This is a genomic window from Shinella sp. OV683, from assembly GCF_057787725.1.
This window is the reverse complement of the sequence record NZ_CM173543.1, coordinates 5,306,305-5,319,189: the sequence shown is the minus strand read 5'-3', so window position 1 is coordinate 5,319,189 and position 12,885 is coordinate 5,306,305. Positions and strand designations below refer to the sequence as shown.

Genomic DNA, 12,885 nt, shown 5'->3' with positions numbered 1-12,885 from the left:
TACAGGTCAAGAGGGCTTTACATTGGCAACCGGTTTTGAAAATATTATTGCACTGCTTTTATGGGAGTAGGGCTCTAATTGCCCGCTTAGGAGTCCTCATGCAGGAAACGGTTCTCTCGCCGCCCAGGCCAAGTCTCGTTCTGCAGCCTGGTCTGCGGACATTCGTGCCCGGTATGGAACGCTATCGCGTGCGGGGCGGCGGCTCTGTCGTGGTGCGCGTTGCACCGGGCGATAAGGTGTCGCTCAGAGACCTCGAGGGCTGCCAGCCCTGTGAAGTAACCTTCGTCGACACAAAGGGGCAATTCGATGCCGGGGCGCTGGGAACAGCCTTCACCGGACAGGCAGACGGCCTCAAGATGATCCTCGCCTCCGACGATCCGAGCGCAGCACGGACGCTGGCGGCCCTCAAGCGCCGCAAGGTCGACCTCGCGCGCGCTGGCGCGTTGCGCCTGTTCGGTGGAGCGAGCCTGCCAGGCACCTGTGCCGACCTGTCGATCTCACGCGAAGGGCTACTGATCGTTGCTGCCCCGGGCACTCCGATGGCGCCGGACGAGCAATCCACCGCGACACCGATCGAGATGCGCATCCAGCGCAGCCATGTCGATCGTTCCTACGAATCGCTGCTGCCCGAGCCGATGGCCGATCCGCTTCAGGACATCAGGGTGCGCGCAGCTCATGCTTCGGCCTATTTCGTGCGCGCCGGCGAATTCATCCAGATCATCGACGTTTCGGGCCGCCAGTGCACCGACTTCCAGGCGTTTGCGGCGCGCAATGTCGACAAGGGTCTGGATCTTGCGCTCGACGCAACAATCACCCGCACATTGCTCGGCCGCTCCTACCCGACGCCGGGCCTGCCGTCGAAGGCCTTCGACCGTGATTTCCAGCCGCTGGTCGAGATCGTGCAGGATACGGTCGGCCGGCACGATGCCTTCGCCACCGCCTGCAATTCGCGCTACTATGACGACATGGGCTATCCTGGCCATGTCAATTGCACCGACAACTTCAACCATGCCCTGGCGCCGTATGGCATTGCTCCACGCAAGGGCTGGGAAGCCATCAACTATTTCTACAACACCAATATCGACCATAACAACCAGCTCTATCTCGACGAGCCGTGGTCGCGGCCGGGTGACTATGTGCTGATGCGGGCGGTGACCGACCTGGTCTGCGTGTCATCCTCCTGCCCCGACGACATCGACGCCGCCAATGGCTGGAATCCGACCGACATCCATGTCCGGACCTTTTCGGATAAAGAGAAATTCACACGAGCGGTAGCCTATCGAATGACCCCAGATGCCGACGCCGAACTGACGCGCGAAACAGCGTTCCATCCGCGCTTCTCCGAGATGACCCGCGACTTCGCCGAATATCGCGGCTACTGGCTCGCCAATCGCTTCACATCGACCGGGCCGATCGAAGAATATTGGGCCTGTCGCGAGGCCGCCATCGTCACTGACCTCTCCCCGCTGCGGAAGTTCGAAGTCACAGGCCCCGATGCCGAATCCTTGTTGCAATACTGCCTCACCCGCGACGTCAGAAAACTCTCGACGGGCCAGGTTGTCTATTCCGCCATGTGCTACGAACACGGTGGCATGATCGACGACGGCACGCTGTTTCGTCTGGGCGATAACAACTTTCGCTGGATTGGTGGCGACGACCAGAGCGGCATCTGGTTGCGCCAGCAGGCCGAGAAGATGCGTTATCGCGCCTGGGTGCGGTCGTCGACCGATCAGATGCACAATATCGCCGTGCAGGGCCCGAAAAGCCGCGACATCCTCAAGGAGATCATCTGGACGGCGCCCAAGCAGCCGACGATTGCCGAGCTCGAATGGTTCCGCTTCGCGGTCGGCCGCATCGGCAGCTTCGAAGGCGCACCGATCGTCGTCTCGCGCACCGGCTATACCGGCGAACTCGGCTACGAAATCTTCTGTCATCCCAAGGATGCGCTGACGGTCCTCGATGCGGTTCTGACGGCGGGCGAACCGCATGGGCTGAAGCCGATGGGACTCGAGGCGCTGGACATGTTGCGCATCGAAGCGGGATTGATCTTCGCCAACCACGAATTCACCGACCAGACCGATCCGTTCGAGGCTGGTATCGGCTTTACCGTGCCGCTGAAATCCAAGGGCGACGATTTTATCGGCCGCGACGCGTTGATCAAGCGCAAGGAAAATCCGCGCCATATTCTGGTCGGTCTCGATATCGCATCGAGCGAAGGCGCCGGCCATGGCGATTGCATCCATATCGGCCGCGCCCAGATCGGCGTCGTGACGTCGGCGACGCGCTCGCCGATCCTCAAGAAATCCATAGCGCTGGCGCGGGTCGAGGCGATCCATGCCGCGGTCGGCACCGAAGTCGAGATTGGCAAGCTCGACGGGCATCAGAAGCGGCTTCCCGCTGTGATCGTGCCGCTCTCGCACTACGATCCGCAGAAGACGCGCCCAAGAATCTGAACCAATCGAAGATACGAAAAAGGCCGGCAATGCCGGCCTTTTTCAATAGGTGCTCAATGCCGCTTACTGGCAGCCTTCGATCTTCTTCAGGGCAGCCGAGATTCCCGACAGCGAGAACACATAACCAGTCTGGGTGCCCTTCTTGGACACGGCGCCCATCGTCATGCTGTGGCCGGTGCGCATGGCATTGACCAGCGCGGGTTCCTCGGCGGCATTTTCGAGCCATGCCGATTTGCCCTTGGTGAACATGGTGAAGGTCTTCTCGTCGACCTTGATGGTGACCTTCGAGCCCGCTTGCATCTCGTAGCCGACCATCGCCTGTGGTTCATAGGAGATGTTCTGGCCGGGACGCTGGGTCACCAGGAAAAACACGTCGCCATGATCGACCTTCGGCGGCGTCAGCTGCTTGGGATCGGGAACGGTCAGCACATAGCAGACCTTGCCGCTGGCGCCCTGGTAGAAATACGCGCCCCAAGCCTTGAACTGCTCGATACGGGTCGGCGCCTGTGCGGCAGCGGATGAAGCAATGGCCATGACAGCCAGGAGGGCGGCAGCCAGTTTTCTCACGAACATGTTTTCCTTCCGATTTTATTCACGGCCGGCCGGGGATGGGGACGAACCTGGATTTTTCCATTCATTATGACTTAATTCAGGTTACCAATCCGTCAACGCCGATGGTCCGGGGGGTTTTATTGCCTCGAACTGGCACATCAGATTTATCTTACGAACCGGAAGCTTGTAAAGTTTCGCGGCCGGGCAAGCAAACCCAGTTCTGATCGAAAGAATCAGGCAAGAATTTGGCGGAGTTCCACGTCAAGTTAATGTATCTTCACTGGCGAGCGCATCATCGGCCTTTTGATAGTGATCCGGACGGATATGTGCGCGCACGGCGGCGAGTGCGGCCGCCAGCACGGCGATATCGTCGGTGAAGCCGACGACGGCCAGGATATCGGGAACGGCGTCGAAGGGCAGGATGAAATAGGCGAGCGCCCCGAGCAGGATCGCCCGCACCCGTCTGGGTGTCGTCGGATCCATCGCACAGTAATAACCGGCCGCGACGTCGCGCGAAAACGGCAACTGCTTGAAGGCACGCTTGAAAACCGGCCAGAAACCTTTCTTGACCTTCTTCGCGCGCTTTTCAGTATCGGATTCCTCACCTGGCAGCAGGATCTCGCCGATCTTGATGTCGTCCATCGTCTTCCTCAAAGAATACACCAAATCCGATATGGTATATGATCGCAGCGGATTCAATGATGCGATGCGGCCGTGTCCATGAAGGCGGCGAGATCGAAATCGAGTTGGCTCAGGCCTTTTGCCGTATGTGTGCTGAGTTTGACAACGACGGTGCGGTAGACGTTGCTCCATTCGGGATGATGGTCGGCCTTCTCGGCAAACAGCGCACATTCCGCCATGAAACCAAAGGCCTGGGCGAAGCCGGAAAACTTGAATGTCCGTTCGATCGCCAACCCGTCCGCACTCAGCGACCAGCCATTCAACGCTTGAAGCTTCGTCTCGACGTCTTTACTGGATAGCTTCTCGCGACTCATCATCCCTCTCCCGAATTATTGCGGCAGTTTACCATGGATTCCAGACGGATTCTCTTTGTTTGTCTCGGCAACATCTGCCGTTCGCCGCTCGCCGAGGGCATTTTGCGCAAATTGGCGGACGAGCGCGGCCTGGCGTCGAAGGTCGAGACCGACTCGGCCGGCACCGGCGGCTGGCACCAGGGCGATCCGCCAGACATGCGGTCGATCGATACCGGTCGGGCGCACGGCATCGATATCTCACGTTTGCGCGGCCGGAAGGTAACGTCGAGCGATTTCAACACATTCGACCTGATTTTCGCGATGGACCGCAGCAATCTGCGCGATCTCGTCAAGATCGCGCCACATGATTCCTCGGCCGACATCCACCTGTTCATGGATTTCGTCAGCGGCGAAAAGCGCGACGTTCCCGACCCCTATTACGGCGACATGCAGGATTTCGAATCTGTCTATGCGATGCTGGCGACGGGTTGCGACAGATTGCTCGCAACCCTGTTCAAGCCAGCCTGATCACGCCGCAGGGCAGGCCTTGGATTGGGAGGCCTGGTTGATCGCGTTGATCTGCCCCTTCACGCGGGAAATCTGCGGCTCGAGATCGCCACCGCTCATCGAGGCGACCGGCACGTGGACGATGGTCATCCAGGCCTTATCGCGATTGGACGTTTCGGTCTGAACATCTTCGTGGCGCTTTAGCTCGGCCTGCTTGGCTCGCCGCTCCTGCGCCAGCCCCTCACACGACATCTGCATATAGGGGTCCGCCGACACCGCAGTCGGTGCAATATCTTTCGGCATTTTCGCGCATCCTGCCAGCAGCAGCAACGCGCATATCCAAGCTCTCTTCATGAAATGATTCCGTGCGCCTATTGTCCCAGTCAACCACGTCTCGTTTATGGAATGTCGATCGCAGCTTGTAAAGCGCGGGATAATCTGTCCCACGCAAACAAATGCTCTCGATCTCATTTACGAGAGGCGAGGCGTACTGGATTTGTCGCCAAACGTGGAAACTCTTACCTTTAAGGGCGGAGTTCCAACGGCGCGACACGTGGCGCAAGCGGCAGGTCGAGAGGATAGGCTTCCTCGACCATGTAAGGCCCGCCACCCACCGAATCCCGCGACGACATCAGCACGAAGCGCGAGCAGGTAAACGCCCCGGCCGCGAAATTGCCGCGTCCGGTGAGATAGTGGACCACGTCGTCGACCCGGGCATTCCGGAGCCGGGCCAGCGTCACATGCGGCGTGAATTTCCGGGGCTCGGCGGGAAGGCCGATGCGCTGGCAAATCCGCTCATGCTCGGCCTGAAGCGCCATCAGCGCCGGGGTCGGCTGCACGCCTGCCCAGATGCTGTGTGGTTTCTTCGAGCCGAAAAATCCGGTTCCGGAAAGGGTGAGATCGAATTGCTGCCGGCGTACACGGTCGAAGGCGGCAACCACCTCGTCGGCGGTGCGGTGATCGACGTCACCGATGAAGCGCAGGGTAATGTGATAGTTTTCCCTGTCGATCCAGCGTGCACCCGGAAGACCACCCCGCAACAACGACAGACTCATTGCAGCATTCTGCGGGATTTCGAGGGCGGTAAACAATCGCGGCATTTAGGCCTCCTCGAATCGCTTCTACTTCTTCAACGAATCACCGAATGGAAGTCGGCGCAATCAATTTGCATCTTTCATTAACAATTAATCATGGTGTGAGGCTTTTGAGAAACGCTTCTGCTGTTGGCAAGAACTTCTCTGCCATCATCTTTGTTCCATCGCCGTTGGGGTGCATGCCGTCTTTAAGTTGCAAGCTCGGCTGCATCGCGACACCGTCCAGAAAGAACGGATAGAGGGGTGCCGAGTAGTTCGCGGCAAGATCCTTGTAAATCGAATTGAACTTCGCCTCATAGTCGGTTCCCATATTGGGAGGTGCTACGATGCCGACCAGTAATACCGGAATCTCTCGTTCTTTCAAGCGCTTGAGGATGGCATCGAGATTGCTGCGACTTTCCTCGGGCGACAAGCCACGCAGCGCATCATTGGCGCCGAGCTCGAGGATCACACCCCGAGTGCCATCCGGGATCGACCAGTCCACGCGGGCAAGCCCATCCGCTGTCGTGTCGCCGGACACGCCGGCATTGGTGATCGTGACGTCATGGCCCTTGTCTTTCAGCAGCTTTTCCAGCCGCACCGGAAAGGCCTGGTCGGCCGGCAATTCATAGCCCGCCATCAGCGAATCACCGAAGCCGACGAGGTTGATTGGCTGCGCCTGACCCTTCGCGCTTGCGAAAAAGAATAGGCCGAGGGCAAGGAATGTGCTCGCAAGCGCTTTAAATCTCATGGCTACTTCCCTAAATCTCGATGCACTGGCCAACAAACTCTCCCGACAATATAGGAACGGACCGCATGGATGAAACCATCATCGAGCTGAAAGATGCGGATCTCACCCTGGGTCATGGCGCGAGCGCGGTCCATGTCCTCAAGAAGCTGCAGCTTAGTATCGGTGCGGGAACATCCAATGGCATCACCGGTCCTTCGGGGTCCGGCAAGTCGACATTGCTGATGGTACTCGCAGGCCTCGAACGGCTCGACGCCGGCGAGATCCGCATTTCGGGCCACGCGCTGCACGATGCCAGCGAGGATAATCTTGCCGCCTTCCGTGGCCGCAACATCGGCATCGTCTTCCAGTCCTTCCATCTCATCCCCAACATGACGGCACTCGAAAACGTCGCCGTGCCGCTGGAACTGGCAGGCCGCCGCGATGCTTTCGAAATCGCCAGGGCGGAGTTGAAAGCCGTGGGGCTCGGCGAGCGGCTCGAACACTATCCCGGCCAGCTTTCCGGTGGCGAACAGCAGCGCGTGGCCATCGCCCGCGCCCTCGCCCCATCACCGAAACTGTTGATCGCCGATGAACCCACCGGCAATCTCGATGGCGAGACCGGCCGCCAGATCGCCGATCTGCTATTCTCCAAGCAGGCCGAGCGCGGCATGACGCTGTTGCTGGTCACCCACGACACGTCGCTTGCCGCCCGTTGCAGCCGCCAGATCAAGATCCGCTCCGGCGAGATCGTGGACGCTGGTCTCTGATGGTCAACGCGATCACCTTTTTTCAAAGCCTGCCGCTCGCCATCCGCTTCGCGCTGCGCGAGATGCGCGGTGGACTGGGCGGCTTCTACATCTTCATCCTCTGCATCCTGCTCGGAACCGGCGCGATCGCCGGCGTCAACTCCGTCGCCCAGTCGATGACCCAGGCGATTCATGCCAAGGGCCAGGAAATCCTTGCCGGTGACATCCGCTTCGAGCTCAAGCAGCGCGAGGCCAAGCCCGAGGAACGTGCCTATCTCGACAGCCTCGGCAAGGTCGCGGTCTCCAGCAATCTCCGCTCGATGGTGCGCAGCGAAGACAAGTCGGCGCAGGCCTTGACGGAGCTCAAGGCGGTCGACGACGCCTATCCGCTCTACGGCAAGTTCGTTTCCGATCCGGAAAGGCCGCTGAGCGAGCTGCTCGCCGAAAAGGACGGCGTGTTTGGTGCGCTGGCCGCACCTGCCTTGCTCGACCGGCTCGGCCTGAAGCCGGGCGACCGTATCCTGCTCGGCGATATGCTACTGGAAATCCGTGGCCGGGTGGTCAGCGAACCCGACCAGCTCTCCGACGGCTTTGCTTTTGCGCCACGGCTGATGATCTCGCGAAATGCGCTCGCCAGGACAGGTCTGGTGCGCATCGGCAGCCTCGTCGACAACAACTATCGTATCAAACTGGACGAGCCTACCAACCGGCCCGGCGTGATCCGCCGTGAGGCAAAGGCAAAGTTTCCCGAGGCCGGCTGGGCCATCCGCACCGCCAACAATGCCGCGCCATCGCTGACCGACAATATCAGACGCTTCTCCACCTTCCTGACGCTGGTCGGGCTCGCAGCCCTGGCCGCCGGCGGCGTCGGCGTCGCCAATGCGGTTACCGCATTTCTCGACCAGAAGCGTCAGGTCATCGCCTCCTTCAAGAGCCTTGGCGCACCCGGCCATCTGATCGTATCGATCTACCTCATCCAGATCCTCTCGATCGCCGCATTGGCGATAGCGGGCGGGCTGATCGTCGGCATCTTCATCACGCCCATCGCCGGCTATTTCCTGCGCGGCTTCCTGCCGGTGCCGGATGGCTTCCCGATCTATCCGCGCGCTTTGGCAATTGCCGCAGCCTTCGGCCTCCTGACAACGGCAGCCTTCTCGATCCTGCCACTCGGGCGGGCGCGGCTGGTGCGGGCCACCGAACTGTTCCGTTCGCAATCCTATGACGGATGGCGCATCGTACCATGGCACTATTACCTCGCAGCTTTCATCGCCTTCGGCCTGATCGCAGCGCTAGCGATCGTCACCTCCGCCGACAAGTTCATCGCCTCGTGGTTCCTGGGCGCGACCGCCGCCGCCTTCGTGGTGCTCAGGCTGGTCGCGGCAGGCATTTCCGCCATCGCGCGACGGGCGCCAAAAGTCCGTTCACCGGCGCTCAGGCTGGCGATCGGCAATATTCACCGGCCGGGCTCGCTGACCTCAGCAGTGGTCCTGTCACTCGGTCTCGGCCTGACGCTGCTGGCGTCGCTGGCACTTATCGAGGGCAATCTGCGCGGCAGCCTGACCGGCTCGCTCGCCGACAAGGCACCGAACTTCTTCTTCGTCGATATCCAGGGCAAGGATGTCGATTCCTTCCGCACCCTGTTGCAGCAGCAGTCGCCCAAGGGCAGGATCGCCGAAGTGCCGATGCTGCGCGGCCGTATCGTCGCCTTCAACGGCGAGGACGTGCAGAAGCGCAACGTGCCGCGGAGCGCCCGCTGGGTGCTGCAAGGCGATCGCGGCATCACCTATTCGGAGACGGTGCCGGCCAATGCCTCGCTGGATGAGGGCAAATGGTGGGCCAAGGACTATGGCGGCGAGCCGCTGGTGTCCTTCTCGGGTGAAGAAGGCCGCGAGCTGGGCCTGAAGATCGGCGACACCGTCACCGTTAATGTATTGGGTCGAAACATCACCGCGAAAATTGCCAATTTCCGGGCGGTCGAATGGCGCTCGATGTCTATCAATTTCGTCATGGTCTTCTCGCCAAACACATTCAAGGGCGCGCCGCATGCCTGGCTGGCGACGCTGACCAGCCCCAGCGCCCCGGCATCGGAAGAGGCTGCCGTGATGAAGGCTATCACCAATGCCTTTCCCGCCATCACCACGATCCGCACCAAGGACGCGCTCAACACAGCGCAGGATATGATCGGCCAGATGGCGGTCGGCGTGCGTGCCGCCTCGTCGATTGCGCTGGTAGTCTCGGTGCTGGTGCTGGCTGGGGCGATTGCCGCCGGCAACAGGGCCCGCATCCATGACGCGGTGGTGCTCAAGACGCTCGGCGCCCGGCGGACGATGCTGATGTCGGCCTATCTCTACGAATATGTGCTGCTGGGGCTCTCCGCTTCGGTCTTCGCGCTCGCCGCCGCCACGGCCGCATCCTGGTATGTGGTCACCGAAATCATGGAACTGCCATTCACTTTCCTGGCCACGACGGCGTTGACGACCCTGCTGGTCGCACTGGCGGTGACAGCGGGGACAGGGCTCGCCGGCACCTGGTCGGTACTTGGCCAGAAGGCGGCGCCGGTGCTTCGCGAACTGTAGCAAAACGGGAAAAGATAGAGCGACTCAATCGAAAGACGCAAAACATGACTCTTTTGTCATGGTAAGGCCCTTGCTTCAAATTGAAAGCGCCCCCATATTCAGCCCATGCTTGCTGGAGCTCCGCAGCGGCGCACGGGCGATGACTGCCATGGGTGGCCTATGGTCCGGTACCGTGAAATCTGAGAAACCGGAGCTTTTTAGAGGGAACTATGTCTGATATCAGAGACTTCCAAACCCGAACCGTCAATCCGGCTGTCGGTCGCACCGATGCCGCGATCGACCAGGGTCTGCGCTCTTATATGCTCAAGGTCTACAACCTTATGGCCGTGGGCGTGGCGCTGACCGGACTGGTCGCCTATGCCTTTTCAGAGATGGCCGGTACCCGTGAAGCGCTGACGCCGTTCGGCGTCGCCATCTATACGAGCCCGCTCCGCTGGGCCATCCTTTTCGCTCCGCTTGCGTTGGTGTTCTTCATCAGCTTCCGGATCGAAAAGATGAGCGCCTTTGCCGCTCAGCTGACGTACTGGATCTATGCCGGCCTGGTTGGCGCTTCGCTGTCGAGCATCTTCCTGGTCTATACCGACGCCTCGATCGTCAAGACCTTTGCGGTGACCGCTGCCTCGTTCGCGGCGCTTTCGCTTTACGGTTACACGACCAAGCGTGATCTTTCGGCCATGGGCTCGTTCCTGGTCATGGGTCTTTTCGGCCTGATCATCGCCTCGCTCGTCAACATCTTCCTGAAATCTTCGGCGCTGGATTTCGCGCTGTCGGCCATCGGCGTGCTCATCTTCGCCGGCCTGACCGCCTGGGACACCCAGAAGATCAAGGAAATGTACCTCGAAAGCGACGGCGTGGAAGCCATGAGCAAGAAGGCCATCATGGGCGCGCTTGCCCTGTACATGGACTTCATCAACCTGTTCCTTTTCCTGTTGCGCTTCATGGGCAACCGCGAATAAGACAGGTCGAAAGCCTGAACTATCAAGGGCGGCTCTCAAGCCGCCCTTTTGCTATGTGGAGAATTTGAGCGATGAAGATCCGCGTTCGCGATGCCGCCGTCACCGACGTTTCCATCATCACCGAGATCTATCGGGAATCGGTGCTCAATGGCATCGGCACCTACGAGCTCGAGGCGCCGTCCGAGACCGAGATGACATCGCGGTTCAACACGATCGCATCGCAGAACTATCCCTACCTCATCGCCGAGGATGAAAACGGCGGCGTATTGGGATATGCCTACGCCTCGCCTTTCCGCACCCGCCCCGCCTATCGCTATCTCGCCGAGGACTCGATCTATGTCTCCGCCGACGCGCGGGGTTTGGGCGTCGGCGCCATCCTGCTGGATGCGTTGTTGAGCCGTACAGCCGAACTCGGCATCCGCCAGATGGTGGCCGTCATCGGCGGCGCCAATCCGGCCTCGGTCGCGTTGCATGAAAAGGCCGGCTTCAAGCATACAGGACTGATGCCCGCCAGCGGTTTCAAATTCGGCAAATGGGTCGATACCGTTCTGATGCAGCTGGAACTCGGCGAAGGCGCCGACACGATTCCGACAGAAGAGCCGAAGCTCAAGACGGTTTGAGGGCCGGGGCGCTAAGATGAACCTTTCCTCTTCTCCCCACGGGGAGAAGGTGGCCCGAAGGGCCGGATGAGGGGCATCGCCGCATTTGCAAGCACCCCTCATCGCCTCGCATACGCTCGGTACTTCTCCCCGCAGGGGAGAAGAGGGAGTTCGCCTCTAACTAACCCCGATACTCAATAGCCTACTGCTCACCGAGCTTGATATCAGGCGTATATTCCTTGCCCTCGACCTCCTTGACGACCGCCTGGCCCGCCATCATCAGGTTGGTCTGGGAATTATAGGCGTAGCTCGGCGAACCGTGCAGCGACCAGCCGTTGTTGAGCGCCGCCGTGACGCGGTGGCAGAATGCGGAATCGTCCTGGCCGGTGAGGAAGCGGTAGAGTTTCATGCTGATGTCCTTGACTTGATCTTGTCCGCGCGGGCGGCGAGCGCCAGCGCCTGATTGTAGTGCAGCCGCTCGACCATCTTGCCGTCTACGTCAATCGCGTTGAGTGTCTTGGCGGTGGGATTCGAGAAAGCCTTGATGATCGCCTCGGCCTCGGCAACATCTGCGGCTGACGGCTGGAACAGTCTGTTGGCGGCCTCGACCTGGGAAGGATGAATGAGCATCTTGCCGTCAAAGCCCATTGCGCGGCCCTGCGCGCATTCGGCCTCGTACGGCGCCAGATCGCGAAAATCGTTCGACACCGAGTCCAGTACCGAAAGTCCGAAGGCGCGGCCGGCCAGCACCACCTGCATCAGCCAGGGCACCAGATAGGTGCGCGCCGGATCAGCCAGCACGCCGGTATCCTTGCGCAGATCGTTGAGCCCGACCACGAGGCAATCCAGCCGCCCGCCGCGTGTCCTGCCGGTCTCGGCGATCGAGCCGGCATTGAGGATGCCGAGCGGCGTTTCCATCATCGCCCAGATCCGCAAGGTTTCAGGCGCGTCGTTGTCGGCGAGGAAGCCGGAGAGGTCGAGAATGTCGTCCGCGGTATTTACCTTGGGCACGAGCACCGCATCCGGCTCACATTCCACCACCAGCGCCAGATCGGCCTCGTAGTGGGCCGTCGAGGCGGCATTGATGCGGATGACGATCTCGCGATCCTTCAAAGGACGGGCAGCCAGAAAATCGCGGATATTCTTGCGTGCCTCTTCCTTCTGTTCCTCGGCCACAGCATCCTCGAGATCGAGGATGACGGCATCCATTTCGAGGCTCGAAAGCTTGGCGATGGCGCGCGCGTTGGATGCAGGCAGGCACAATACAGAGCGGCGAAGAGGGAGGGACGTGGGATCGGAATTCAGTGTCATGGTCGTTTTATGGCCCGAATTCCGCCGGAGTTCAAGAATATGTGACGGAGGCTAGACCATGGGACCCTTGCAATTGAGGGGAAACTACCTCATCTTATGGTCAAAGGAATGGTGATTACCATGAGAAGCTTGCGTTCATTCTTGCTCACGCTCAGCGGCTTGACCTTCGTCGCAGTTGCAGCCTTGTTTACAGCGTCCATCGGCCTGGCGATCGCTGGCGCCGTGACGGTGCTGTTGTTTGGCCAATGGCTTTCCAATGTGCTTTCCGGCAACCAGCCGCAGCCTGTGCGCGCCTATACGCGGCCACGCCGCACGACTGCAGAGCAGCATGCCGAGGCGCTCCGCATCTGGAATGACGGCAAGGGCACGATCATCGACATGTGATACATCGGCCGGGCTTTCAGCCTT

General features: G+C 60.3%; 15 protein-coding genes. 7 read left to right on the top strand and 8 right to left on the bottom strand.

Translation table 11 applies throughout. From position 1 onward, the window contains the following. Positions 1–98: 98 nt before the first annotated feature. Positions 99–2,453 carry a trimethylamine N-oxide demethylase gene (locus tag ACXHRN_RS25765; protein ID WP_488639108.1) on the top strand — a complete coding sequence of 785 codons (2,355 nt, stop codon included), beginning with the start codon at positions 99–101 and terminating at the stop codon, positions 2,451–2,453. Between the two features lie 63 nt (positions 2,454–2,516). On the opposite strand, the gene ACXHRN_RS25760 is transcribed toward ACXHRN_RS25765, so the two are convergent. The 3 genes from ACXHRN_RS25760 to ACXHRN_RS25750 form a co-directional block, all read right to left on the bottom strand. Beyond that, a complete protein-coding gene (locus ACXHRN_RS25760) occupies positions 2,517–3,026 on the bottom strand; it encodes an invasion associated locus B family protein (RefSeq protein ID WP_488639107.1) in 510 nt (169 codons plus the stop codon). A 240-nt stretch (positions 3,027–3,266) separates the two neighbouring features. Beyond that, positions 3,267–3,647, bottom strand: a complete 381-nt coding sequence (locus ACXHRN_RS25755; protein ID WP_488639106.1) for a YkvA family protein — start codon at positions 3,645–3,647, stop codon at positions 3,267–3,269. 53 nt (positions 3,648–3,700) lie between these two features. Continuing rightward, entirely contained in the window at positions 3,701–4,003 is a 303-nt protein-coding gene (locus tag ACXHRN_RS25750) for a 4a-hydroxytetrahydrobiopterin dehydratase (RefSeq protein ID WP_488639105.1), read from the bottom strand. Between the two features lie 30 nt (positions 4,004–4,033). Here ACXHRN_RS25750 and ACXHRN_RS25745 point away from each other — a divergent pair, with 30 nt between their 5' ends. Further along, positions 4,034–4,507, top strand: a complete 474-nt coding sequence (locus tag ACXHRN_RS25745) for a low molecular weight protein-tyrosine-phosphatase (RefSeq protein WP_488639104.1) — start codon at positions 4,034–4,036, stop codon at positions 4,505–4,507. On the opposite strand, the gene ACXHRN_RS25740 is transcribed toward ACXHRN_RS25745, so the two are convergent. The 3 genes from ACXHRN_RS25740 to ACXHRN_RS25730 form a co-directional block, all read right to left on the bottom strand. Beyond that, complete coding sequence (locus ACXHRN_RS25740) at positions 4,508–4,789, bottom strand: hypothetical protein (RefSeq protein ID WP_488639103.1); 282 nt, start codon at positions 4,787–4,789, stop codon at positions 4,508–4,510. It lies immediately after the preceding gene. A gap of 221 nt (positions 4,790–5,010) precedes the next feature. Continuing rightward, positions 5,011–5,586 (bottom strand): RNA 2',3'-cyclic phosphodiesterase, encoded by a 576-nt coding sequence (thpR, locus tag ACXHRN_RS25735; RefSeq protein WP_488639102.1) that lies wholly within the window; start codon positions 5,584–5,586, stop codon positions 5,011–5,013. Positions 5,587–5,674: 88 nt separating this feature from the next. Continuing rightward, positions 5,675–6,310 (bottom strand): arylesterase, encoded by a 636-nt coding sequence (locus ACXHRN_RS25730; RefSeq protein WP_488642030.1) that lies wholly within the window; start codon positions 6,308–6,310, stop codon positions 5,675–5,677. Between the two features lie 65 nt (positions 6,311–6,375). On the opposite strand from ACXHRN_RS25730, the gene ACXHRN_RS25725 reads away from it, so the two are divergent. From ACXHRN_RS25725 to ACXHRN_RS25710, 4 genes are all read left to right on the top strand, one after another. Beyond that, entirely contained in the window at positions 6,376–7,056 is a 681-nt protein-coding gene (locus ACXHRN_RS25725) for an ABC transporter ATP-binding protein (RefSeq protein WP_488639101.1), read from the top strand. Beyond that, positions 7,056–9,611, top strand: coding sequence for an ABC transporter permease (locus tag ACXHRN_RS25720; protein WP_488639100.1), 2,556 nt, complete (start codon positions 7,056–7,058; stop codon positions 9,609–9,611). The genes ACXHRN_RS25725 and ACXHRN_RS25720 overlap by 1 nt, the downstream gene beginning before the upstream one ends. Positions 9,612–9,820: 209 nt before the next feature. Beyond that, on the top strand, positions 9,821–10,567 hold the full coding sequence (locus ACXHRN_RS25715; protein ID WP_488639099.1) for a Bax inhibitor-1/YccA family protein: 747 nt from the start codon (positions 9,821–9,823) through the stop codon (positions 10,565–10,567). Positions 10,568–10,638: 71 nt separating this feature from the next. Beyond that, positions 10,639–11,187 carry a GNAT family N-acetyltransferase gene (locus ACXHRN_RS25710; RefSeq protein ID WP_488639098.1) on the top strand — a complete coding sequence of 183 codons (549 nt, stop codon included), beginning with the start codon at positions 10,639–10,641 and terminating at the stop codon, positions 11,185–11,187. Between the two features lie 181 nt (positions 11,188–11,368). Here ACXHRN_RS25710 and ACXHRN_RS25705 read toward each other — a convergent pair whose 3' ends face one another. Beyond that, positions 11,369–11,575, bottom strand: coding sequence for a DUF1737 domain-containing protein (locus ACXHRN_RS25705; protein WP_488639097.1), 207 nt, complete (start codon positions 11,573–11,575; stop codon positions 11,369–11,371). After that, positions 11,572–12,477, bottom strand: coding sequence for an HpcH/HpaI aldolase/citrate lyase family protein (locus tag ACXHRN_RS25700; RefSeq protein ID WP_488639096.1), 906 nt, complete (start codon positions 12,475–12,477; stop codon positions 11,572–11,574). The genes ACXHRN_RS25705 and ACXHRN_RS25700 overlap by 4 nt, the downstream gene beginning before the upstream one ends. Before the next feature lie 120 nt (positions 12,478–12,597). Here ACXHRN_RS25700 and ACXHRN_RS25695 point away from each other — a divergent pair, with 120 nt between their 5' ends. Then, positions 12,598–12,861, top strand: coding sequence for a hypothetical protein (locus ACXHRN_RS25695; RefSeq protein WP_488639095.1), 264 nt, complete (start codon positions 12,598–12,600; stop codon positions 12,859–12,861). Positions 12,862–12,885: the final 24 nt, after the last annotated feature.

What these genes read in the sequence shown, in the direction of transcription:
- ACXHRN_RS25725 (WP_488639101.1), top strand. Translation starts at nt 6,376, where the DNA reads ATGGATGAAACCATCATCGAGCTGAAAGATGCGGATCTCACCCTGGGT.
- ACXHRN_RS25730 (WP_488642030.1), bottom strand. Translation starts at nt 6,310, where the DNA reads ATGAGATTTAAAGCGCTTGCGAGCACATTCCTTGCCCTCGGCCTATTC.
- ACXHRN_RS25700 (WP_488639096.1), bottom strand. Translation starts at nt 12,477, where the DNA reads ATGACACTGAATTCCGATCCCACGTCCCTCCCTCTTCGCCGCTCTGTA.
- ACXHRN_RS25745 (WP_488639104.1), top strand. Translation starts at nt 4,034, where the DNA reads ATGGATTCCAGACGGATTCTCTTTGTTTGTCTCGGCAACATCTGCCGT.
- ACXHRN_RS25750 (WP_488639105.1), bottom strand. Translation starts at nt 4,003, where the DNA reads ATGATGAGTCGCGAGAAGCTATCCAGTAAAGACGTCGAGACGAAGCTT.
- ACXHRN_RS25705 (WP_488639097.1), bottom strand. Translation starts at nt 11,575, where the DNA reads ATGAAACTCTACCGCTTCCTCACCGGCCAGGACGATTCCGCATTCTGC.
- ACXHRN_RS25765 (WP_488639108.1), top strand. Translation starts at nt 99, where the DNA reads ATGCAGGAAACGGTTCTCTCGCCGCCCAGGCCAAGTCTCGTTCTGCAG.
- ACXHRN_RS25695 (WP_488639095.1), top strand. Translation starts at nt 12,598, where the DNA reads ATGAGAAGCTTGCGTTCATTCTTGCTCACGCTCAGCGGCTTGACCTTC.
- ACXHRN_RS25715 (WP_488639099.1), top strand. Translation starts at nt 9,821, where the DNA reads ATGTCTGATATCAGAGACTTCCAAACCCGAACCGTCAATCCGGCTGTC.
- ACXHRN_RS25720 (WP_488639100.1), top strand. Translation starts at nt 7,056, where the DNA reads ATGGTCAACGCGATCACCTTTTTTCAAAGCCTGCCGCTCGCCATCCGC.
- thpR (WP_488639102.1), bottom strand. Translation starts at nt 5,586, where the DNA reads ATGCCGCGATTGTTTACCGCCCTCGAAATCCCGCAGAATGCTGCAATG.
- ACXHRN_RS25740 (WP_488639103.1), bottom strand. Translation starts at nt 4,789, where the DNA reads ATGCCGAAAGATATTGCACCGACTGCGGTGTCGGCGGACCCCTATATG.
- ACXHRN_RS25755 (WP_488639106.1), bottom strand. Translation starts at nt 3,647, where the DNA reads ATGGACGACATCAAGATCGGCGAGATCCTGCTGCCAGGTGAGGAATCC.
- ACXHRN_RS25760 (WP_488639107.1), bottom strand. Translation starts at nt 3,026, where the DNA reads ATGTTCGTGAGAAAACTGGCTGCCGCCCTCCTGGCTGTCATGGCCATT.
- ACXHRN_RS25710 (WP_488639098.1), top strand. Translation starts at nt 10,639, where the DNA reads ATGAAGATCCGCGTTCGCGATGCCGCCGTCACCGACGTTTCCATCATC.